At 62.0% G+C, this 22,741-nt stretch carries 19 protein-coding genes and 1 pseudogene; 14 read left to right on the top strand and 6 right to left on the bottom strand.

Annotated features, from left to right (window positions below; genetic code table 11):
* The first annotated feature begins 334 nt into the window (after positions 1-334).
* Positions 335-1,981, top strand: coding sequence for a hypothetical protein (locus IVB18_RS38285; RefSeq protein ID WP_247985423.1), 1,647 nt, complete (start codon positions 335-337; stop codon positions 1,979-1,981).
* Positions 1,938-2,423, top strand: coding sequence for a DCC1-like thiol-disulfide oxidoreductase family protein (locus IVB18_RS38280; RefSeq protein WP_247991827.1), 486 nt, complete (start codon positions 1,938-1,940; stop codon positions 2,421-2,423). Before IVB18_RS38285 ends, IVB18_RS38280 begins: the two co-directional genes overlap by 44 nt.
* A 50-nt stretch (positions 2,424-2,473) precedes the next feature.
* Here the strand turns inward: IVB18_RS38280 and IVB18_RS38275 are convergent, their stop codons facing one another.
* The 3 genes from IVB18_RS38275 to IVB18_RS38265 form a co-directional block, all read right to left on the bottom strand.
* Entirely contained in the window at positions 2,474-3,634 is a 1,161-nt protein-coding gene (locus IVB18_RS38275) for a glycosyltransferase family 2 protein (protein ID WP_247985422.1), read from the bottom strand.
* A 576-nt stretch (positions 3,635-4,210) separates the two neighbouring features.
* Positions 4,211-4,516, bottom strand: coding sequence for a hypothetical protein (locus IVB18_RS38270; RefSeq protein ID WP_247985421.1), 306 nt, complete (start codon positions 4,514-4,516; stop codon positions 4,211-4,213).
* 260 nt (positions 4,517-4,776) lie between these two features.
* Complete coding sequence (locus tag IVB18_RS38265) at positions 4,777-5,196, bottom strand: hypothetical protein (protein WP_247985420.1); 420 nt, start codon at positions 5,194-5,196, stop codon at positions 4,777-4,779.
* 250 nt (positions 5,197-5,446) lie between these two features.
* Here IVB18_RS38265 and IVB18_RS38260 point away from each other — a divergent pair, with 250 nt between their 5' ends.
* From IVB18_RS38260 to IVB18_RS38240, 6 genes and pseudogenes are all read left to right on the top strand, one after another.
* Positions 5,447-6,640 (top strand): acyltransferase, encoded by a 1,194-nt coding sequence (locus tag IVB18_RS38260; RefSeq protein ID WP_247985419.1) that lies wholly within the window; start codon positions 5,447-5,449, stop codon positions 6,638-6,640.
* A 61-nt stretch (positions 6,641-6,701) separates the two neighbouring features.
* A complete protein-coding gene (locus IVB18_RS51740; protein ID WP_256476575.1) occupies positions 6,702-6,836 on the top strand; it encodes a hypothetical protein in 135 nt (44 codons plus the stop codon).
* An 877-nt stretch (positions 6,837-7,713) separates the two neighbouring features.
* Complete coding sequence (locus tag IVB18_RS38255; protein ID WP_247985418.1) at positions 7,714-8,733, top strand: NAD-dependent epimerase/dehydratase family protein; 1,020 nt, start codon at positions 7,714-7,716, stop codon at positions 8,731-8,733.
* A 23-nt stretch (positions 8,734-8,756) separates the two neighbouring features.
* Positions 8,757-10,169, top strand: a complete 1,413-nt coding sequence (locus tag IVB18_RS38250) for a mannose-1-phosphate guanylyltransferase/mannose-6-phosphate isomerase (protein WP_247985417.1) — start codon at positions 8,757-8,759, stop codon at positions 10,167-10,169.
* Positions 10,170-10,314: 145 nt separating this feature from the next.
* Positions 10,315-11,628: pseudogene (locus IVB18_RS38245) on the top strand (UDP-glucose/GDP-mannose dehydrogenase family protein).
* 116 nt (positions 11,629-11,744) lie between these two features.
* On the top strand, positions 11,745-12,635 hold the full coding sequence (locus tag IVB18_RS38240) for an aldose 1-epimerase family protein (RefSeq protein WP_247985416.1): 891 nt from the start codon (positions 11,745-11,747) through the stop codon (positions 12,633-12,635).
* Positions 12,636-12,659: 24 nt separating this feature from the next.
* Here IVB18_RS38240 and IVB18_RS38235 read toward each other — a convergent pair whose 3' ends face one another.
* Entirely contained in the window at positions 12,660-13,841 is a 1,182-nt protein-coding gene (locus tag IVB18_RS38235; protein WP_247985415.1) for an acyltransferase, read from the bottom strand.
* 285 nt (positions 13,842-14,126) lie between these two features.
* On the opposite strand from IVB18_RS38235, the gene IVB18_RS38230 reads away from it, so the two are divergent.
* Positions 14,127-14,942 carry a response regulator transcription factor gene (locus tag IVB18_RS38230; protein WP_247985414.1) on the top strand — a complete coding sequence of 272 codons (816 nt, stop codon included), beginning with the start codon at positions 14,127-14,129 and terminating at the stop codon, positions 14,940-14,942.
* 305 nt (positions 14,943-15,247) lie between these two features.
* Here the strand turns inward: IVB18_RS38230 and IVB18_RS38225 are convergent, their stop codons facing one another.
* Complete coding sequence (locus IVB18_RS38225; protein WP_247985413.1) at positions 15,248-16,051, bottom strand: transglycosylase SLT domain-containing protein; 804 nt, start codon at positions 16,049-16,051, stop codon at positions 15,248-15,250.
* Positions 16,052-16,133: 82 nt separating this feature from the next.
* On the bottom strand, positions 16,134-17,279 hold the full coding sequence (locus IVB18_RS38220) for a dienelactone hydrolase (protein WP_247985412.1): 1,146 nt from the start codon (positions 17,277-17,279) through the stop codon (positions 16,134-16,136).
* A 146-nt stretch (positions 17,280-17,425) separates the two neighbouring features.
* On the opposite strand from IVB18_RS38220, the gene pgm reads away from it, so the two are divergent.
* From pgm to IVB18_RS38195, 5 genes are all read left to right on the top strand, one after another.
* On the top strand, positions 17,426-19,072 hold the full coding sequence (pgm, locus tag IVB18_RS38215; protein WP_247985411.1) for a phosphoglucomutase (alpha-D-glucose-1,6-bisphosphate-dependent): 1,647 nt from the start codon (positions 17,426-17,428) through the stop codon (positions 19,070-19,072).
* Positions 19,073-19,364: 292 nt separating this feature from the next.
* Complete coding sequence (locus tag IVB18_RS38210) at positions 19,365-20,414, top strand: aromatic ring-hydroxylating dioxygenase subunit alpha (protein WP_247985410.1); 1,050 nt, start codon at positions 19,365-19,367, stop codon at positions 20,412-20,414.
* A gap of 5 nt (positions 20,415-20,419) precedes the next feature.
* The gene (locus IVB18_RS38205) at positions 20,420-21,175 is read left to right on the top strand and encodes a GntR family transcriptional regulator (protein ID WP_247985409.1); all 756 of its coding nucleotides are present in this window, start codon (positions 20,420-20,422) and stop codon (positions 21,173-21,175) included.
* A 9-nt stretch (positions 21,176-21,184) separates the two neighbouring features.
* The gene (locus IVB18_RS38200) at positions 21,185-22,165 is read left to right on the top strand and encodes a PDR/VanB family oxidoreductase (protein ID WP_247985408.1); all 981 of its coding nucleotides are present in this window, start codon (positions 21,185-21,187) and stop codon (positions 22,163-22,165) included.
* A 379-nt stretch (positions 22,166-22,544) separates the two neighbouring features.
* The gene (locus tag IVB18_RS38195) at positions 22,545-22,694 is read left to right on the top strand and encodes a hypothetical protein (RefSeq protein ID WP_247388580.1); all 150 of its coding nucleotides are present in this window, start codon (positions 22,545-22,547) and stop codon (positions 22,692-22,694) included.
* Positions 22,695-22,741 lie beyond the last annotated feature (47 nt).

The following is a 22,741-nucleotide window of genomic DNA, read 5'->3' as shown; positions in this document are numbered from 1 at the left end:
GCTTGGCTCTGGTACGAACGGAAGACACGATCGAGCCGTGCGGGGTGAGCAGGCTCTGAAAGCGTTTGTCGTTTGCGTATTTTAAGGATGCCCAAATCTGATCATGAACAACTGCTTTAAGTGCGCCGCTGGCAACGAAAGAGACGCGCGGTCACATCAATGCCCGCAGTTCGTCACATTTCAATTCGCGGTGCTCAGGTTCCCGCGCGATGATTTTGTGAGCACTGCCACCCGCGGAAGGCCAAGCCTGCCCGCGCGATGTTTGCGCGGCGGAAGTGATCCGATAAGCTTCGATCGATTGCAATTGCGCAGGTTCCGGGTTCCGAGACAAAGGATGGCATTCTATACCGTCGCATCACAGCAAGGAACCCGGTCTGGTGTTTCCTCACTCGCGGGACCTCTCCTCCTCCTTGCAATAGCCGTCATTCTCTCCGCGGTTTCGCGGCGCGCCGTCACGCATCTCGCGCGCTGGTCCGATATTTACGCGCTAGTGCTGGTTTGCGCGGCTTTCGCCGGCGCGATCGCCTTCAGTTCGGTTCGTTACCGGGACATCTCGCCGCCATTGCGGATCACCGCCTTCGCGATCGGAATGGCGATCTTCGTGCAGTTGCTGTTCGATTCATTGGGGCCCTTCGCCGGTCCCGCCAATATCCTGTTCGGCTCCGGCGAGAAGATTATGTTCTTCCGCTACGGCGCGGTGCTTGCGGTTGTGGCAGGCGGGGCTGCGATTTGGCGTCCCTCATTTCTACTGCCGCTGCTCTACTACTACCATGCGTGGCGCGAAATGGTGAGCGTCGTGTCCGGCATCTTCGTGACCGAGACCGATTATCTCGGCATGCTCGATATCGGTAACTTCGCCGTCCTTGGCGTGCTCGGCACGATCGTCCTCACCAACGCCTGGGCGATGGATCGCGTGCCGTGGCTGCGAACTCTGTTCGCTTCCGCAGATAATGTGAAGCAGCTTCGCGATCGCACTTATGGCTTGATCTGGGCGTGCGCCGTCGGGGCGCATCTCGGCAGCTATTTCTGGTCGGGAATCACAAAGCTGCAGGCTGGTTGCGAGAAGCCATGGACCTGGCTGCTCGCAAATCCCACACAGACCTCGATCCTGATGGGGCTCGAACGTGGCGACGCCCCGCTCGGCCTGTGGCCGGGCGCTTTGCAGACGATCTGGGACGCGATCGTCAGTAATCAGCTGCTCTTCAACGTCTTTGTGCTGGGCGCGCAGCTCCTGTCGCCGCTGGCTGCCGTCTCGACGCGCGCGTTGTCGTTCTTCTGCCTGCTATTCGACGTCTTTCACGTCGGCGTGTACTTCACGCTCGGGGCGCTGTTCTTCTTCTGGATTGCGGTCAACCTGTTCATCGTTGCCGCGGTACGCACGCTGCCGCGCGATGGATTCACCCCGGCGATGAAGGTGGTGATGGTCGTGACCGTCATATGCGGCCGATTCTTCTTCTACACCAACTTCCTCGGATGGCTGGATGGGCCGAAGCTGGCAAGCCCGCGGTTCTTTGTCGAGACCCGGGATGGTCGCCAGATTCTCGCACCATCGACCTATTTCGGCATCTATTCGTACATGATCGGAACCGGAACCATGTACATCCCCGAGAACCACTTTCGGGCTCGCATTGGCGGCAACAACCACGATCTTGCGACTTGGCACGACGCGACCACCTGCGGCCCAGAGATCCTTCCGCGTCAGGACACAGGGGTAGCCATGGAGGCCGTGGAAAAATTGGTCCGCGAGACGGATCGTTTTTTCCATGTCTATCCCTGGGTCAAGGACAACAACAGCTTCTATGCCTATCCGCACCACATGCTCGCTAATCCATGGCTGTACGGCGAATTCAACAAGCTGACCATGGACGATATTGTCGCCTATCACTATGTGGTGGATTCAGTATGCCTCGGCCTGGCGGAGGGCAAACTTGTGCGCGATGTTCGGAAGCGAACGGACTATCGAATTGACCCATGGCGATGACGAGATCTGGGTGGTCTACGACGGCGAATGCCCGCTATGCAGCCGCTATGTTCTGCTGTACCAGTTGCGGGAGCGTGGGCAGCGCGTTCACCTGATTGACGCGCGTTCGGAGCATCCAATCGTAGGCGATATTCGCGCGCGCAACCTCGATCTAAATGAGGGCATGGTGGTTCGCTGGCGTGGGCAGCATTACTATGGGGCCCAGGCAATGCATCTGCTGGCAACCCTTGCCGGTGAGGCGACTTTCTTCAACCGCCTTAATCGGCTCGTGTTCTCCCGGCCGCGCTTCGCAAGGGCACTTTATCCGGCGCTGGTGCGCGGAAGGAAGCTTCTCCTTCGGCTTCTCGGCCGCAAGCTGATCGGTGAGATCAATGTTCCAGAACAGCGGGTACCGATCGGTCTTTCCGAGGAAAACATCAAGCACAACGATGGAGCCCGGTGACGATTGGAGGAAGGCCTCAAGCGTGCCTCCTATGTACAGGAAGGGGTGGGTTAGGGTTGTCGCGTCGCGGCCTCGTACGCCGGGGAGAGGCGCATCAGACCGCAACTGACGAGATCGTCCGACGATTGGTAGATCCGGCTTTTCGGATAGATGAGCTCGAATGACCGATTCTGTGCGAGCCGCTCCGCGTAGCGTTGATACTCGACCGATCCGAGGTAGTAATTCCCCTCGCGGACCGCGATGGCGACCTTCTCGGTGAAGTCGTGGAGAAATTTGAAATGGAGCAGGACCCCTGTGACGTCGCCTGGCTTGCCGGGTGGGGCCATCAGGTGACCGGCGGCGATATAGCGGCGGCCGGGCAACCAGCGCGCGAGCGGCACTTTAGTCAGCAGCGGTGGTTGCCAGCGCGTGATGTTAACTACAGGCAGCAGCCGCGCCAGCCCGTATGGCTCAAGCAACTGTACGAGCGCGTCGTAAAGCGCAATCTTTGGCGGCATCGGCTCGTCATAGAACAGCCTCGCTCGCGCACCACCAACCAGGTAGTTGGTCGGAAAGCCGCGCCGACGGCGCTTCACATAGGTATCTGAATCGAAGTTGGGGCAGAACGCGACGAGGCTCTCACCGGCATGATAGCGCTCCGGGCCGCCGAGCCAGCGTGGATACATATCGACCATCTCCGCAGTCATGCAATCCGCGCCGGTGCTCTCCAGGTAGCGGCACAGCCGTCGAACGTCAAAAGTTTCGTAGCCGGGATAGACAAAGAGCTCGTCGGCGTCGAGCATCAGCACCCACCGTCCCGGCGCGAATTGGTCGAGCACAGCGCTGGTCCAACGCGCGCCACCACTTGATTCTGCAAACGGCTCGCGGACCTCGAACACGTGAATATCCGGCTGATCGAGCAGGAATTCTCGCGTGCCATCTTCCGAACGATCATCGATTGCGAGGAAACGTTCGATCCCTAGCCGACGATGGTGGCGCAGGAAATCGGGTAGTCGCAGCATCTCGTTGCGGAATTTGCCGACCGCCACGATCTCATCGGCACCGATATCGAGCGGCCGGGTATCAATCCGGTGAACAACCGGATCGGGCCGCTTCGGCCGCAATGGTGTTGGCATCGAGAGAGTTACAGCCGTTTGGTCTGTGCCCGTCGACTCTTGCAGTGTGTCCCGTGCGCTACTGCGGCGTGCCGCTGCTCTCGCCAGCAGTTCCATCTTGGATCCTCCAGTCAACCAAACACACATTGGCGCAATCTTAAGACAGGACACGACAAAGACGGCGAAGATAGGTGCCATCGACGGCAGTCATATCTTCAGCGAATTGATCTGCATTTCATAAGCCCATTGGCAAGGCCATCTGTGCGCTTCTTCTGCACAATAGAGAAATATCGGCCGGGGATTTCACAGGCGCCGGTTCCAGATCCGCCTCGCCGTTGTCATCAATCCCCGACAGCGTGAGTCACTGCTGATATAATGCTATTAGTTCATTGAGGAAATCGAGCCCAGGTGGCGTTCAGTGTGGAATGCGGCGTGCGCTGAGGTGGCGCGGGACAGACTTTCCGCTGACGGTTTCGAAGTGTTCGCAAGCCGGACTATGACCGGCGGTGCACCGACTGGGAAATCCCGACGGGACCACAATGGAACCGGTCGACGGGCAGACCGACGGCTCTATCGACGTGGAAAATATCATCCGTGGCACGCGCGACTAAACGAGCTTGAGGCTTATCCGGGGGCACGTCGCAATGCGACGAAATCCCCGGCATGCATGCCCACTGTCGCGCCAGTGATTGATTAGAGTGCGACTCGTGATTCAGGCAACGGCGGGGATGCCTCCGACTGTACTTGATCGAGCAGCGAGAGGTTCTGGCGAAGCAGATTGGTTAGCAGGCTCGCGAAATACGCCACCTGCATGACCACGGCGCTGACGACAAATGATAGCGCACCAGTCACCAAACCCTGCTCAGTGCCCAAATACCACGCTGGAACCAGGATTAGCATCGTTGCGGGAATGAGGACGAACGCGCGAAAGGTGCGTCCCAAAAGAAAACCCACCACGCCGCTTGCTATCAACAGGCTTGCTATCAACAGCAAGATCAAAATCCACCCTCCTGCATGTGCGCCAAGGATGTCCTGGACACGGGGCATCGTCGCATTTCAACCACAGAACTGCTGAAAAGATACCACTTTCTAACTGCGCCTGCTAGTCAATTTGTGAGTGTGCCACTTTCGCCGAAAATGGGCAGCGGCTTCACCTTCCAGGAACATCCTCAGCATCCCTAAAGCCGTCGGCACTACCACGCTGCAAAACGCAGACACGGCGAAAGACTTCTGATCAAACCGACTCGGGAGTAAAGGGCCTAGACGTCCTGCCTGCGGCGCTGCAGGATTGCGACCAACTCCTCGAGGCTCTGTTCGAAGTTCGCGGGCTGCAAAGATCCAGCGTCCGGCTCAGGCCGATGAGCCTGGACCAGATGCAAGTTTCCGCCGGCAGGGCTCGCCGGGTTTTCTGGCTTGCGGTCGTGAATGGATATGTCTTGAAACGAGCGCGTGATGTCGTAGTTCGTCCGTCGCCTTTCAGCCATTGGCGGTTCAGACGCGGCATGTCGCGTCCTGGTGCGTTCATCAGAAGATGATTGCTTGGGTCTGAGCGCGGGCGAAATGTACGGCTGTAATTGCAGGTACTCCGCGTGTCGCTTGCGCGAGATTAGCTCGCGCGTGCCATAGCCGGCAGCGAAGCCAATCGCGAGCAGAACAAATATGATAAGGAGCCCTGCCATCAAGCTATACGTGCGCTCTCACAATTACGCCCCAAAGCAAGCCTGCTGCCTCTATATCCCGTAATTGACTATTTGAAGGCACGTTGTTCGCGTGTCCGTCCTGGCCGCGCTCGTTCAGTATCTGTCCTGATGAATGATGTGGTAGCGCTGTCGATTGACAGGCGGTTCAATCTGGCCAGTATCGCAAGTAGCAAACCACGAAATGTTGAGATAGCCTATCTTGTTATTACAATCTCCAGGTTCCGCCGCCATGGCAGAAAGCGGCGCACAGAAGATCGGGGCCGTCAACGGCCTTCGTGGACTCGCCATTATGATGGTGATCGTCTTTCATCTGTTTGTTCCGTTCACATCCAGTACGCCATCGTTTCCCGGCGAGCTCGATCCCAATGGTCTCCTTGCCGTTATCGCGAAGCGCGGCTTCTTGGGCGTAAATATCTTTTTTGTGCTCTCTGGATTCGTTCTGTACCTTCCCTATCGCACGAAAAAGAAATCTATCAATCGGCTGGCGGACTTCCCGGATTTCTATTGGCATCGCGCTGCCCGGTTGCTTCCGCTTTACTATATCGTCGTCCTCGTGACGGTTGCACTCCATGCCAAGTCTCCCGCTGGATCGCACGGCTGGTATATGGAGCTTGGCGGACTCCTATCGACACTTTTCATTTTTGCGCCGCACGGGTTTATGCCCCCGTCCAATCCCGTGTTGTGGTCCGTCGGTGTTGAAATCTGGTTTAGCCTTTTGTTTCCGCTGCTGATGCTTCTGATCGCGCGGTGGAGCCTCGAAAGGCTGGCGCTGTTGAGCGTGGTCGTCTGCTCAGCCTTCGTGGTGGCCGGAAATCTTATCGCGGTCGATCGGATCGGTATATTTCGCCCGTTTGTGGGCGGCATCTTCGGGTCGTGCTACCAATTCATTTTCGGAATGTTGGTTTGCGATCTTTATGTCAAGTCCAGGGACAGCGCCTCGCTCAGGCAATTCCATTCGCGTGGGCTGCTGCCCGGGGGGCTGCTGATGATTGCCGCCATATTTCTCAAGGATCACGGCCCCTGGGCCGTGAGCATTCTCTATACGGCGATATTTTGCGCCGGGTTTTCCATGGTGTTGCTTGCGGTGCTGTGCGGGGCATGGTCGGCAAATCGTGTATTCGAAGCATGGGCAATTCAAGTCGTCGGATGCATGTGTTACAGCATCTATGCATGGCATTCGATCATCATGGTCGAAATGATCCCGCCGGATACTTCTTCGTTGAAAGACACGCTTCGATTGTCATTGCCGTATCTCGCAATAGTGATCGCGCTGAGCGCTTTGAGCTATCGCTATATTGAGTTTGGCCACCGGTGCGATTGGAGAGCTCTGTTCTTGTTGCGCAACTCCAAGTCTAACGAGCGCGCGGGCGAACAGGCGTCCGTTCGTGATCACGCCGACGCTAAGGCCGTTTCATCGTCCTGAAAGACCTTTGCTCTTGGGACACGTGGCGATCCGAGCGGCATATCGGGTCAGGGACGCGCCCTTGTTCACGCTGCGCGCTTTTGGCGCCATTTCGAGCTATCGCGACGCGTTTGCTATTCGGGTCCGATCCGCGGCGGAGCGCGCGGCGGATCAGCCTTCGCTCGCGCAGCTTGATGCTCGTCAGCAGGTAGGGTGACTATGGCGAGCGAAAGCCAGATGGCAGCCAATCGGCGGAATGCACGCAAGAGAACCGGGCCGCCCTCGCGCGGCGGCAAGAGACGCGTCAGCAAAAACGCTCTGAGGCATGGGCTATCCGTACCGTTCCGAGCGAACGCCGCGGAGGCCGGGCTGATCGAGGAGCTCGCCGAACAAATCGCTGGCCCGCGGCACGACCGCATCGCCCTTGAGTTGGCTCGCGCCGCGCGATCGCCGCCTTTGATCTCGCCCGTGTGTCCGCCAGGTCAAAACACAACTGATAAAGCACGCATCGGCGCTGGGATCGGCCGACCCGCCGCCGATCTTCACCTCAAGGAAAGAAGAATTGGGCTATGTCAAGTTCGCCCTTCGAACCAAATCTTTGCCCCCGCGACCGACACCACCAGATCCGTTGGCGAGGATGTCCTCTGACGAGGCCGAAGGCTCGGCCGAGGCTGTACGCCGAGCGCTGCCCGAGCTCGCTAGGCTGGACCGTTATGAAGCTCGCGCCATGGCCCGCCGCGATCGTGCAATTCGCGCGATGATCAACTCAAGCCCGATGATGCAGCTAGATTGAGAGGGAGTATTAAAATGATATACATCTTTAAGTAGATCTACTCACATTCGTGTGCAGAATGAAGCCAATTTTTCCGTGACCGCCTTACCGCGCCGAATATACGATCTATGACGTGTAGCACATGTGACGCTATGGTCCGAGCGTGCTGGCAGCCGGATAGCATGCGCCAAAGCATGGCGCCATCATGTTTCCTACACATTTCGATGCGCTTAGATGTACCCGCTTGGTTTGATGATTGTCGTGATCGTCGCGACCTTGCCTCTCCTGTCCTGGTCGGGCATTGCTTGGCGGAATGAACGAGATGACAACTTTACGGCCAGTGATCGTTACCGGTGCCGCCGGCTTTATCGGAATGCACGTTTGTGAACGGCTGTTGGCGCGTGGCGAACAGGTCGTCGGTATCGACTCATTCACGCCATATTACGATCCGGCCTTGAAACGTGCGCGGCTCGAAACGCTGAAGCACCGTCCTGGCTTCAGCTTCTCCGAGATCGACCTCGCAGACTTTGCCGCGGTGGCGCGCGTTTTCGACGAGGTCTCGCCCGATCGCGTTGTTCACCTTGCGGCTCAACCGGGGGTGCGTGCGTCGATCGACGATCCCATCACCAGCATCCGCGCCAATTGTGACGGCTTTGTCACTGTGCTCGAAGCCGGGCGGCGCCACGGTGTGGCGCATCTTGTCTACGCCTCGTCGAGTTCGGTGTATGGCGCCAACCGCACCTTGCCGTACTCGACCGAGCACTCGGTGAACCATCCGGTCAGCCTTTATGCGGCGAGCAAGCAGGCCAACGAGCTCATGGCCCATGCGTTTGCCCATGTTCATGGGCTTCCGGTGACCGGTCTTCGTTTCTTCACCGTCTACGGACCATGGGGCCGCCCGGACATGGCCGCCTATCTGTTCACGCGCGCGATCTTCGCGAATGAGCCGATCAATATTTTCAATAATGGCAATATGTGGCGCGACTTCACCTATGTCGACGACATCGTCGAAGGGGTGATCCGCACGCTCGACCGGCCTGCGGCGCCGAATCCCGAATGGGACGCCGAGCGGCCCGAGTGCTCGACGAGTTACGCGCCATATCGCGTCTACAACATCGGCAACAACAGGTCGGTCAATCTGATCGAATTCGTCGAGACGCTGGAGCAGATCATCGGCAAGCCGGCGATCCGCAAGCTTCTGCCGATGCAGGCCGGTGAGGTCCTGGAGACGCGCGCCGACATTCTCGCCCTCCAGCGCGACGTCGGCTTCGCGCCATCGATGCCGCTCGCGGACGGTCTAGGCCGCTTCGTCGAATGGTATCGACGGTATCACCATGTATAACCCCTCACATGAGTAGCTCGCACGTGTCTCAAAAGATAATCCCCCTGATCATGTGCGGCGGTGCCGGCACACGGCTGTGGCCGGCCTCGCGCGAGGTGCGGCCCAAGCAATTCCTGCCGCTGTTCGGCACCCGCTCGACCTTCCAGGACACGCTGCTGCGCGTCTCGGATAGCGCGCTGTTCGATCGTCCGATCGTCATCACCAATGCATCCTACCGTTTCATGGTGCTGGAGCAGCTGGCCGAGATCGGCATCGAGGCCGACGTGATCCTCGAACCGATGCGGCGCGACTCCGGGCCCGCGATCGCTGCGGGCGCGGTGTTCGCGCAGAACCGCGCCGCCGACGCGATCGTGCTCGCGCTCGCCGCCGACCATGTGGTGCAGGACAATGCCGCCTTCGTCGCCGCCTGCCGCGAAGGCCTCACGGCCGCGAGTGCCGGGCGCATCGTCACCTTCGGCGTCAAGCCGGAGCGGCCGGCAACCGAATACGGCTATATCAGCCCGGGCGAGGTGATCACCGGCGAGGTGCATGCGGTCGCGCGCTTCGTCGAGAAGCCTGACGCCGTGAAGGCTGCCGACTACGTCAACTCCGGCTATCTCTGGAACAGCGGCAACTTCATGTTCCCGGCCGCATTGCTGCTCGACGAATACCGCAGGGTCGACGCTGCGAGCGTGGAGGCGATCTCCGATGCGGTCGCCAATGCCGGCCGCGATCTCGGCTTCGTGACGCTGGAGCCGCAGGCGTTCGGCTCGGCCAAGGCGATTTCGATCGACTATGCGGTGATGGAGAAGACATCGCGCGCCGCGGTGGTGCCGGTGGCTTGCGGCTGGTCCGATGTCGGCTCCTGGCTTGCAGTGTGGGAGCTGTCGGAGAAGGACGCGCAAGGCAACGCCGCACACGGCGCCGCGGTGTTCGAAGATTCGCGCAACTGCAACGTCACCACCGATTCCGCGCTGGTCGCGCTCGAAGGCGTCGACGATCTCGTCGTGGTCGCGACCGCCGATGCGGTGCTGGTCTCGCGCCAGAAGGATGCCAACGGCCTGAAGCGCCTCGTAACCAAGCTCAAGGCGGTTGCCCCGAAAGTCACCGAGGAGCATCTCAAGGTGCATCGGCCCTGGGGCAGTTACCAATCGGTCGACAATGGCGAGCGTCATCAGGTCAAGCGCATCGTGGTCAAGCCCGGCGGGCGACTGTCGCTCCAGAAGCACCATCATCGGGCCGAGCACTGGATCGTGGTCCGCGGCGCTGCCCGGGTCACCGTCAACGAGACCGTGAAGACGGTGCACGAGAACGAGTCGATCTACATCCCGATGGGCGCGGTGCACCGGATGGAGAACCCCGGCAAGATCATGCTGGAGCTGATCGAGGTCCAGACCGGCAGCTATCTCGGGGAAGACGACATCATCCGGATTGAAGACGACTATCAGCGCTCCTGAAAGGCTTTCGAGCCGTATCTGGAACGCGCGGTGAAGGTTCATTCGGCCCGCGCAGCAACCTGCCCTAATGTTGGGCGTGCGGCCGGATAGAGAAATGGTCTAGGATGTTCAGCGGGACATCCGTCGTCAACGGAAAGAGTTTTTCATGCGAATCGCAATGATCGGCACGGGCTATGTGGGACTGGTGTCCGGAGCCTGCTTTGCGGATTTCGGTCACGACGTCACCTGCGTCGACAAGGACGAGAAGAAGATCGCGGCACTCCATCGCGGCGAGATCCCGATCTACGAGCCGGGGCTCGACGAGCTTGTCGCGACCAACGTCAAGGCCAAGCGGCTGGACTTCACCACGGATCTGTCGAAGCCGGTGGCGGACGCCGACGCCGTCTTCATCGCGGTCGGTACGCCGTCGCGTCGCGGCGACGGTCACACCGATCTTTTCCTACGTCTACGCCGCCGCGCGCGAGATCGCGCAATCGCTGTCCGGCTTCACTGTCGTGGTGACGAAATCGACCGTTCCGGTCGGCACCGGCGACGAGGTTGAGCGCATCATTCGCGAGACCAATCCCAAGGCCGACGTCGTGGTCGCCTCCAATCCCGAATTCCTGCGCGAGGGCGCCGCGATCCGCGACTTCAAATATCCCGATCGTGTCGTGGTCGGCACCTCCGACGAGCGCGGCCGCAAGGTGATGGGCGACGTCTATCGGCCGCTGTCGCTGAACCAGGCGCCACTGATGTTCACGGAGCGTCGCACCGCCGAGATGATCAAATACGCCGCGAACGCATTCCTCGCCACCAAGATCACCTTCATCAATGAGATCGCCGACCTTGCCGAGAAAGTCGGCGCCAACGTCCAGGAGGTCGCGCGCGGCATTGGCCTGGACAACCGCATCGGCACAAAATTCCTGCATGCCGCCCGGGCTTCGGCGGCTCGTGCTTCCCGAAGGACACCAAGGCGCTGATCAAGATCGCGCAGGACTATGATGTCAGCCTGCGCATCGTCGAATCCGTGCTGGCCGTCAACGAGAACCGCAAGCGCGCGATGGCGCGGAAAGTGAGTCGGGCGCTGGGCGGCTCGCTGCGCGGCAAGACTATCGCGGTGCTCGGCCTCACCTTCAAGCCCGACACCGACGACATGCGCGATGCGCCGTCGATCCCGCTCGTCACCGGCCGGCTTGACATGGGCGCCAAGGTACGAGCCTTCGATCCCGTCGGCATGGAGCAGGCCAAGCAGGAGCTGCCCAGCATCACCTATTGCGAGGATGCTTATTCCTGCGCGCAAGGCGCCGATGCGCTGGTCATCGTTACCGAATGGGTGCAGTTTCGTGCACTCGATCTCGACCGCTTGAAAGCGGAGATGGCGCAGCCGATCATCGTCGACCTCCGTAACATCTATCGCCCCGAAGAGATGGCCGCCGCCGGTTTCGTCTATGAGAGCATCGGGCGGTCGTCTCAGGCCTAAGGGTAGGCTGAGCTCCGCAACTTCGCGCTCGCCCTGTCCCGAGGCGAGCGCAGCATTCTTCAATGTGCGCTATGGTCCGCTCAAACAGGGCTGCTGCTGCCGCCATGGGGATGGTCATGACCGACGACACGCACACGATCCGCAGCGGCCGCCTCACCGCGACCATCAAGGCGCAAGGCGCCGAGCTGTGCTCGCTCAAGCATGATGCCGGCCTCGAATTCATCTGGCAGACGGGGCCGGCCTGGCCACGCCATGCGCCGCTGTTGTTTCCGATCGTGGGGCGCCTCGCCAACGACGAGCTGCGGCACCGCGGCAAGACGTACCGGCTGACCCAGCACGGCTTTGCGCGCGACAACCGCTTTGTGTGGGCGGAGCGCGGCGAAAGCCGCTGCGCGCTGATGCTAGGCGAGAGTGAGGCGACGCGCGCGCTCTATCCGTTCACGTTCCGGGTGACCGCAACCTATACGCTCGATGACGCCGGTCTCGACCTGGCGCTCACGATCGCCAACACCGGCGGGGAGACCTTGCCGGCGTCGCTCGGCGGTCACCCTGCCTTCAACTGGCCGCTCCAGCCGGAACTGCCGAAGGAAAGCTACGCGCTGACCTTCGCGAATGCGGAGTCATTTCCCGTTCGCCGTCTCGACGGCGGGTTGCTGCGCGCGGCAACGGAGCAGAGTCCGGTCAGGGGCACGGTGCTGCCCTTGTCCGAGTCCCTGTTCACCGATGACGCCATCATCTTCGACCGCATCAACAGCAGCTCGGTTCGGTACGCGGCCGGGCACAGCGCACCCACCGGGCCTTGGCTCAAAATGTCATGGCGCGGCTTTCGCGAACTCGGTATCTGGTCAAAGCCGTCGGGCGCGCCGTTCCTCTGCATCGAGCCCTGGCGTGGTTATGCAAGCCCCGCCGGCTTCGATGGCGAGTTCAGCGACAAGCCGGGCCTGATGCACATCGCGCCCGGTGCGGAAGAGCAATTGTCTTACCGGATCGAGGTCGGATCGTCCTGACGCCAAACGGCCTCAGCGGACGATTCAAGCGCCGGCGCTGCGGCCGTTCAGGACGACACTTGCCGCGGTCACGGCGTCTGTGCGCGCCGCGGTCTTGGTCGCTGAAGAGGACAGGCGGTGCGCGAGATCCTGTGCGCGCCGCTCGATGAGGTGCCAGGACGCAAGTGATACGAGATAGCTGAGAGCCGCGGTCAGCGCATAGGCCAGCAGCAGCGAGTTCAGCCCATCCGCCAGCGGCCAAATCGTGCGCAAGCCCCAGATCACGGCGAAATGCGAGAGATACATGGAGTACGAGTTGCGGCCCAGCGCCTCGAGCGGCCGCCAGTGGGCCGAGAAGCGGATGCAGCCGACGACGAGGGCGCCGATCACGAGGTTGATCATGAGATAGTTGAACTCGTGCGCTCCGGTCACCCGGTTGGTGACGAAGGAGAGCGCGATGAAGCCCGCGAACATCGCGGAATCGGATTTCGTGAAGCCGTCGCGGAGCGAAAAGAACAACGCGCAGCCGGTCAGGAAGACCGGGAGCTGATTCAGGAAGCTCAGATGAAGAGTGCCCCAGACGAACACTTCGTTGCCGGGCCCGTAATAGCCCAGGAAGGCCTCGTAAGCCCACGGCTTGAAGATGCAGACATTGATGAGATGCAGGACCATCGCGAGCGCGAGATAGAGGTTCCGGCGCGATCCGAAGGATATGATCACGAATGGGAAGATGAGATAAAACGTCATCTCCGCGGCGATCGACCAGTCGCCCGGCACGACGCTGTTGATGCTGTCCGGCCAGAAGCCGTGCAGGAACGTGGCGGTCAGGAACACCTGCAAGGGCCCGATTCCGTTGGGCGCGTCGTAGCTCGGGCCGGTGCCCTTGACGAGCAGGTAGAACGGGATCGCGAGCCAGAACAGCGGCGCAATGCGCAGGAACCGCCGGATGTAGAATTTGCGCGTCGGGTTCGTTTCCGTCGCGCGCTGCGTCCACATCAGGCACATCGTCATTGCGCTGACGAAGTAGAACACGTTGACGCCGACCCAGCCGCACATGAAGCTGAAATCGATCGCCCGGATGCCCGACGGAAACGACTGCGAGACGTGGATCGCCATCACGCCGGCGATGGCAAGACCGCGCAGGAAATCGAGGGTGTGCGAACGGCCGAAGGGCGTGGTTGCGCCGCTATCGGTTCGACCGGCAGCCAACCGGGCCTGCCCCTGCATCACATTGCTCCGTGCTTTCGCAATCGTCTCGCCTTGCGAAGCAGGACCATAAGGGTGCAAGCGCGGATCCCGAAGCCGAAGACTTTGTTTACGTTAACCAGCGGTTGAATCCGCGCCGCGATGTGCGGTTCTCGACGCCTTCGGGGCCCGTTTCCGGGATGTCGATATGCTAGATGAGAAGTGTGGGGCAATTCATACTTAATACGTCAATAACGTGACCATTATTGTTTGGGCATCACAACGCGCCTAGTATTCCAGCAGGCTATTCGGGGGGTCGAACAAGTCGTGAATGTTCGTTCACATGACGGCGCATCGCTCGGCGACCTGAATTTCCAGGTCGGATCACAAGCACACAGGACATCCAAGATCGTGGCTGATTCCGCATTTCAGGAAGTGCGTCCCGTCGGCCGCGAGCGGCTGATGGTCGTCGAAGACGATCCGGTGACGCGGACGATGCTGGTCGGCTATTTCAGCGAGAACAATTTCGACGTGGTTGGCGCCGGCTCCTGCGCGGAGTGCCGCCAGGCGCTGCGCGCACGCACCGATCTCGTCTTCCTCGACGTGCAATTGCCCGACGGCGACGGTTTCGAGCTCGCCAAGGAAATCCAGGCGACCAGCAACGCGGGCATCATCTTCGTGACCCGCCGCGACACCGACGTCGATCGCATCCTCGGCCTCGAGATCGCCGGCGACCACTATGTCACCAAGCCGATCAATCTGCGCGACCTGCTCGCGCGTGCGCGCAGCGTATTGCGGCGGCGCTCGCTCGACCGCAAGGTGGCACGCCACCACAATTCAATCGCCTTCGGCGACTGGATCATCGACCTGACGCGGCGCGAATTGCTCGGCAGCGACGGCAAGCCCGTGGCATTGACGCGCGCCGAGTTCGATCTGCTCGCCGCCCTCGTCGGCGCCGACGGCCGTCCGCTCAGCCGCGACTATCTGATCGAGGTCGTCAGCAACCGTCAGGCCGAGGTCGACATCCGCACCGTCGATGCGCTGGTGGCGCGGCTGCGCCGCAAGCTGGTCGGCAGCGGTTCGCCGGTGATCGCGACCGTCACCGGCGTCGGCTACAAGCTCGCACTCAGCGAGCGGCTTTAGGCGCGTGTACCTGAGCTGACGCAGTTCGCCGCGCAAGCGATGCTCCCTTGCACCGTTTGGTTCAGCCGTTGAAACCGACGACGAACCGAATGGCGAGGAACGCCGACAGGGCCAAGGCGGCGGTTGCGGAGATTGCGAACAAGACTCTCAAACTATTGTGCATGATCTCTATTCCGGTTCGGGCTCAAAAATAGCTATTCGTCCAATGGATATGTCCGAGAACAAGGAGGGGGCGGCGAGCACCTTTCGATCGACGCTGACGGGTTCGTCAGGCGTTAATCGGCTTGCTTGCGGCCAACGATGGTTCAACGTGATGCAACTCGTCTCCACTTCGCTTCGATGCGCGCCTTGATGAGGCCGATCCGGGCCTCATGCGCAGCCCAGTATGCTCGGCTTGCTGCTGTCGTACCTTGACGGTAGCGCGCATAAACCTCCTTAGGCTTAGTCTCCGCTTTCTGATTGCGGGCTGATTTCGTCGCCGGCGCAACCGCTAACGCCGTTGGGGCCGATGCTGAGGCTGGGATAGCCGCAGCTTCAGTTCGCCCGGCTGCCGAGTTCATGGCGAGAAGACGGTTGCGGGCGCGATTGCAATAGACTTGCGAACGCGGAGTCATCGACTCCTCGCCATGGCCTGCCCGATACTTCATCAGAGCGCGACAGAGGTCCCCGCCTGCGAGGCGCCATGCGCGGCTGAGATAAAGCACACCATAGTGGATATTGGTGGCCGGTTCCACGAGTTCTGCGCCATTTCCTCGAAAGCCGAGCATCGCAGCCGTTTCGGGCCGCACCTGCATGAGGCCGACTTCGCCGGCGCTGCCGATGATGGTCGGGTTGTATCCGCTTTCGACAAAGACGACGGCCTCTGCAATGTCCGCAGGCAGATCGGCCTTGGCAGTTTCACTTTCGATGATGTCTCGGATCGCGGCTCGGGATGTCGGCGTCTCTCCGGCGCCGAAGTCTGTATCGTGACCGGCAATTGCCGAGGTCGTCTCGGCTTCGTTTGCAGGGTTGTCTCGTGCATGCACGCACATCGATGCCAACCAAAGCGCGACGACCGCAACGTGCCTCCACGTCGCGTTGAGGTTAAGGCGTGCCGGATCCCACAACATGAGGTACGTCATATATCTTGCGAGTTAACAACCGATTTGCCGAGCGGTGGTTGCGGGCGGCCGAGGTCGGGAGGTGAGCCGTCTACCGCGCGCGGGCACTCTGATCAGTCGAGCTCTGTTGCGCAGCCCCGGTCAGCCGGTCGTCGAGCGCATAGAGCGTGCAGGCGGGCGACCATTTCATGCAGGCCGCGAGCGAATCGCGCTGGGCGTCGTCGACCGTTGTGCGCCCCGAACGCCAGCCGTAACCGCCATTGGGCGACACCGCAAAGGCCTTGTGCGGCATCGTGCTGGCGAGATAGCGCATGAACTCGCCTCTCGCGGCCTCATTGAGCTGGCTTGGCGGTGGCAGCGGATCGGGCGGGCTCAGGATGTCGCGGCCGCCGAGGGAGCGCTCGCGCAGGAACGCGTCGACGAACGGCGTCCATTGCGGCCGGCCCACCACTGAATAGAGATAATGGCCGTCCTCGCCGTAAGGCGGTGCCGCGATGAATTTCGCGCTGCCGCCGCCCGCGCGAAACCCGTCATAGAAGCGGCGCGCCAAATCAGGGCCGAAGAACAAATCGTTGGTCGCGTAGACCCAGAGCATCGGCACCCGCGAGGTCCTGCCGAAGCTGGCGAAGGCCTGCGCCAGCCCATCCGGATTGCAGACATCGTCATCGTCCCGCGAGCCGCGACCGCCGGCAAAGTTGATCGCGGCGACGAGTCCTGGCAGCGCCTGCGCGCTCAGCGCGACGGTGGCGAGCCCGCCGGCGGAATGGCCGGCCGCGATCATGCCTGTCGTCGTGACGTCGCTTCGCCGTGCCATCGCATCGATCGCGGCGCGCAAATCCGCGACCGCGACCGCCGCCGCCGGCAGGTAAGCGGCAGTTGCGCAAGCACCGACGCTGTCGACGCGACCGCCGGGTGAAGTGCCGTAACCGCGCCGCATCACGATCAGCGCGGCAAAGCCGCGCCGGGCGTATTCGAGCGCGATGCCGTAATATTTGTGCGCGGACATCGTCGCCCGGTCGTCGAAGCTGCGCGGCGAGCCGTGGCTGAGCAGCGCGAGCGGATAGCGCTTCGGCGCAGCCGGGCGGACCAGAAACGCCTCCAGCCCCTGCGGCCCGGCCTCCGCCATCGGGCTGCGAAGATCCTCGGTGTAAAATTCCGCGGCCAAGGCAAGCGACGACGTGCCGGCGAAGGCAAGCCAGGCGATCAGCAGAAGCAGCAGCTTGCGCGGAAGAACCATGAGACGATTCGAAGGGCTTCGATGCCGCCGACTATAGCATGGCCGCTTGGGGAACGGCTTGCCCATCGCGCGTGTTGTGGGTTGGCGGCGGCCCGGCCGATGCTATGGTAATCCGCAATCTCTGCGACAGGACGAGGATATTTCCAGTGGCTGATGTTCATCCCGCGGCGGGCAAGCAGGTCTCGCCGGACGCACTCACCAACATTCCGCGGCTCGTGACGGCCTATTTCGCCAACAGGCCGGATGCGGTGGTCCCCGCGCAACGGGTGGCGTTCGGCACCTCCGGCCACCGCGGCACCTCGCTGAAGAACAGCTTCAACGAGGGCCACATTCTCGCGACCACGCAGGCAATTTGTGACTACAGAAGGGAAAAGGGGCTGACCGGCCCGCTGTTCATCGGCATCGACACCCACGCGCTGGCCGAACCGGCGCTGGTCAGCGCCGTCGAGGTCTTTGCGGCCAACGGCGTCGACATCATGATCGACCGCGACGGCGGCTACACGCCGACGCCGGTGATCTCGCACGCCATCCTCACCTACAACAAAGGCCGCACATCGGGCCTCGCCGACGGCGTCGTGGTCACGCCCTCGCACAATCCGCCGGAGGATGGCGGCTACAAATACAATCCGCCGCATGGCGGGCCGGCCGATACCGATGTGACCGGCGTCGTCGAGAAGTGGGCCAACGCCTATCTCGCCGATGGGCTGAAAGGCGTCGTACGCATGGACTATGCCAAGGCGCGCAAGTCGGCGACCGTCCATGCCTATGACTTCATCACGCCCTATGTCGCCGATCTCGGCAACGTGGTCGATCTCGATCTCGTCAAGTCCGCCGGCATCAATATCGGCATCGATCCGCTCGGCGGCGCCGCCGTGCATTACTGGCATCCGATCATCGAACGCTACGGTCTGAAGGCCACGGTGGTGAACGAGGCGATCGATCCGACCTTCCGCTTCATGACGGTCGACTGGGATGGCAAGATCCGCATGGACTGCTCCTCGCCCTACGCGATGGCGAGCCTGATCGGCATGCGCGACCGCTTCGACGTCGCGTTCGCCAACGACACCGACGCCGACCGCCATGGCATCGTGACGCGCACGAACGGATTGATGAATCCGAACCACTATCTCGCGACCGCGATTGCGTACCTGTTCGCGCATCGTCCGAACTGGGGCAAGGACGCCGCGATCGGCAAGACGGTGGTGTCGAGCTCCATCATCGACCGCGTCGCCAAGAAGCTCGGCCGCAAGCTGGTCGAGACGCCGGTCGGCTTCAAATGGTTCGTCGATGGCCTCGTTGGCGGCGGCTTCGGCTTCGGCGGCGAGGAGAGTGCAGGGGCCTCGTTCCTGCGCCGCGACGGCACGGTGTGGACCACCGACAAGGACGGCATCATCCTCGGCTTGCTCGCCGCGGAGATCATGGCCAAGACTGGCCGCGATCCGAGCCAGCTGTTCGGCGACCTCACCGCCGAACTCGGCGTGCCCCATTACGCACGTATCGACGTCGCCGCGACCGTGCCCCAGAAGAACATCCTCAAGTCCGTCACGCCCGAGCAGCTCGGCCTCAAGGATCTCGCCGGCGACCCCGTCCGTGCAACACTCAGCAAGGCGCCCGGCAACGGCCAGCCCTTCGGCGGCATCAAGGTCGAGACCGACTTCGGCTGGTTCGCCGCGCGCCCCTCCGGAACGGAGGACGTCTACAAGATCTACGCCGAGAGTTTCCGCAGCACCGAGCACCTGAAGCGGATTCAGCGGGAAGCCCAGGTGGGGCTGGCGAAGGTGTTCGGGGCGTAACTGCCGAGGCGGGTGGCGCTTACCCCGGGAGCGCGCTGTCGCGCGGACGTTGCCGCACCGTCATGGCCGGGCTTGTCCCGGCCATCCACGTCTTTGGTGCTGCACGAAGAGCGTGGGATGCCCGGGACAAGCCCCGGGCATGACGAGTTTGCGGGGCGTCGTTCCCGAAATACGCATCCTGTATACCTAATCATGGCTAATGGTAATTAGGTAAGCATATTTCCGCCTTGAATCATTCGGCCTCCCAGTTATTGTATACATAACGTATTCATAAACCTTGGGAGTGAGACCGGTGACAAAACCCTTCCCCATGAACGCCTGGTACGCCGCCGCTTGGGACGCCGACGTCAAGCCGGCGCTGATGCCGCGGACGATCTGCGGCAAGCACGTCGTGATGTACCGCAAGGCCGATGGCAGCGTGACCGCGCTTGAGGACGCCTGCTGGCACCGCCTGGTGCCGCTGTCCAAGGGCCGGCTCGAAGGCGACACGGTCGTCTGCGGCTATCACGGCCTGAAGTACAATTCGCAAGGACGCTGTACCTTCATGCCCTCGCAGGAGACCATCAACCCGTCGGCCTGCGTCCGCGCCTATCCCGTGGTCGAGCGTCACCGCTACATCTGGCTCTGGATGGGCGACCCCGCGCTCGCCGATCCTGCGCTGGTGCCCGACATGCACTGGAATCACGATCCCGCCTGGGCCGGCGACGGCAAGACCATCCGCGTCAATTGCGACTACCGCCTCGTGCTCGACAATCTCATGGACCTGACCCACGAGACCTTCGTGCACGGCTCCTCCATCGGCAATGATGCGGTCGCCGAAGCGCCCTTCGACGTCACCCATGGCGAGAAGACAGTGACGGTGGCGCGCTGGATGCGCGGCATCGAGGCGCCGCCGTTCTGGGCCAAGCAGCTCGGCAAGCCCGGCCTGGTCGACCGCTGGCAGATCATCCGCTTCGAGGCGCCGTGTACGATCGCGATCGATGTCGGCGTGGCGCCGACCGGCACCGGCGCGCCGGAAGGCGACCGCTCGCAGGGTGTCAACGGCTTCGTGCTCAACACCATCACGCCCGAGACCGAAAAGACCTGCCGCTATTTCTGGGCTTTCGTCCGTAATTACCGCCTTGGTGAGCAGCGCATCACCACCGAGATCCGCGAAGGCGTCTCCGGCATCTTCCACGAGGACGAACTGATCCTCGAGGCGCAGCAGCGCGCGATGGACGAGAATCCCGATCGCGTCTTCTACAACCTCAACATCGACGCCGGCGCGATGTGGACGCGCAAGCTGATCGACAAGATGGTGGCCAAGGAAAACCCGCCGCAGCACCTCCAGGCCGCGGAGTAGTTGATATGGCCGAGCGCGAGGTCGACCGCTCCGTCTCGCAGACCGTGAAGGCGCAGCTTGCGCTGCGCGATCAGATTCTGTCCGGCTCGTTGCGTCCGGGCGAGCGCATCTCCGAGCTGCAGGCGGTGGAGACGACCGGCGCCTCGCGCACGCCGGTGCGCATGGCGCTGGTGCGGCTGGAGGAGGAAGGCCTGCTGGAGGCGATCCCCTCCGGAGGCTTCATGGTGAAAGCGTTCTCCGAGCGCGACATCTCCGATTCCATCGAGCTGCGCGGCACGCTGGAAGGCCTCGCCGCGCGCTTCGCCGCCGAGCGCGGTGTCTCCGCACGCGAGCTCGAGCCGTTGAAGGAGTGTCTGGCCGCGATCGACGAGTTGCTGCGCCAGGTGCCGATCTCGGTCGATGCGTTCTCGTCCTATGTCACGCTGAACGCGCGTTTCCATGCGCTGCTCACGGAATTGTCGCGCAGCCCGCCCTTGATCCGGCAGATCGACCGCGCCTCGGCGCTGCCGTTCGCCTCGCCAAGCGGCTTCGTGATGGCGCAATCCGCGCTGCCCGAGGCGCAGCAGATTTTGATCATCGGACAGGAACACCATCGTGTCGTGATCGACGCGATCGAGAACCGCGAAGGCGCCCGTGCCGAGGCCGTGATGCGCGAGCATGCGCGGCTCGCCGTGCGCAATTTGCGGCTCGCGCTGCGCAACCGCACCCATCTCGACCTGCTGCCGGCGCTGGCGCGGATCAGCTTCGCGGCAACCGAATAGGGGAGTGCCATGCGATTCATCGAAACCTGGACTCCGGCTACGCTGCTTGAAACGCGCGATCTCGCGCCCGGCATCCGTGAGTTCCTGATCAAGCCGGATCAGTTCGATGGCGCTGCTTATGCGCTCGGCAGTCATATCAACGTGACCGTGACCATCAACGGCCAGCCCGAGACGCGGTCCTATTCGCTGGTCGGCGAGGTCTCGTCGCGTGGCTTGCGGATCGCGGTGCGCCGCGCCGAGGATTCCCGCGGTGGCTCGCGCTACATGTGGCAGCTCGCGCCAGGTGCGCGGCTCGATATCACGCAACCGTCGTCGTTGCTCGCGGTCGACTGGACGCGTGAAAACTATTGCCTGATCGCCGGCGGCATCGGCATCACGCCGATCCTCGGCGCCGCGCAAGCGCTGGCGCGACGCGGCGCTGATGTCACGCTGCATTATGCCGTGCGCTCGCGCGGCGAGGCCGCCTATCTCGACGAGCTCGCTGCCATGCTCGGCCAACGCCTGGTCGTTCATGCTGGCGACGAAGGCCGCCGGCTCGACCTCGACGCGCTGTTCGCGTCATTGCCGCGGGGCGCACTGACGCTGTTCTGCGGCCCGATGCGGATGCTGGATGCCGCGCGCCACGCCTGGATCGGTGCCGGCCATCCGCTCACCGACCTCCGCTACGAGACCTTTGGTTCGAGCGGATCGCTGCCCACCGAAATGTTTCGCGTGCGCTTGAAGGACTCCGGCGTCGAGATCGAAATCCCCCGCGAGCGCTCGATGCTGGACGTGCTCAACGCCGCCGGCCATGAGGTGATGTTCGACTGCAAGCGCGGCGAGTGCGGCCTGTGCGCCATCGATGTGGTCGAGGTCGAGGGCGAGATCGACCATCGCGACGTCTTCTTCAGCGACCATCAGAAGGAGAGCAACCAGAAGATCTGCGCCTGCGTCTCGCGCGCCCGTGGCATCATCACCGTGGACACGCTGCTGCGGGTGGACGCGGTCTGACCAAACGAGGCGTGGACTCATAAATTCGGCATGTCCGCTCTTAAAGGCAACCTTAAAGCCGACGTGGCCGCATGTCGGCCTTGGGCCTCCAACGGAAGTCGCCAACCCATCTGCGATCAAACGACACTTGGTCGACTGATCCCGATTCACTGGTCCAAGCCTACCTAAGTATGGTCACTTCATACCTGCGCGCGATGGCGGCGACCAAGGGCTGGTGTTACCAATACATCCAGAGTGAAAAAGCAACGGAACCGGCCCTGCGAGCCGGCAGTTGCGGGACAAGGCCGGCGGCGTAACGCCCGCCGGCCCTTCTCCCGATCTAGCGGCGCTTTGCCGCTCAACTGATGCTTACTGCCACAGTTGGTGCAGAGAGTACGCCATGAGAAACATCGCCGATCTCCTAATGCGGTTCTGGCAGGGCAGCCAACCCGCGTCCAATACTCAGGTTGCGGCTATGGCTGAAAACCGAGATCGATCCAGCATGGCTGATTTTGTCCGGATCCTGCAGGCCTACGATCAAGCCCAGTAGGGCAGGAGTTAGGGGCGACCGCGCAATCAGGGTCATAAGCCGTCGAT

This window comes from Bradyrhizobium sp. 186, from assembly GCF_023101685.1.
Lineage (GTDB): Bacteria > Pseudomonadota > Alphaproteobacteria > Rhizobiales > Xanthobacteraceae > Bradyrhizobium.
Note: the sequence above shows the minus strand (reverse complement) of the source record. Positions and strands in the feature narration are given on the sequence as shown.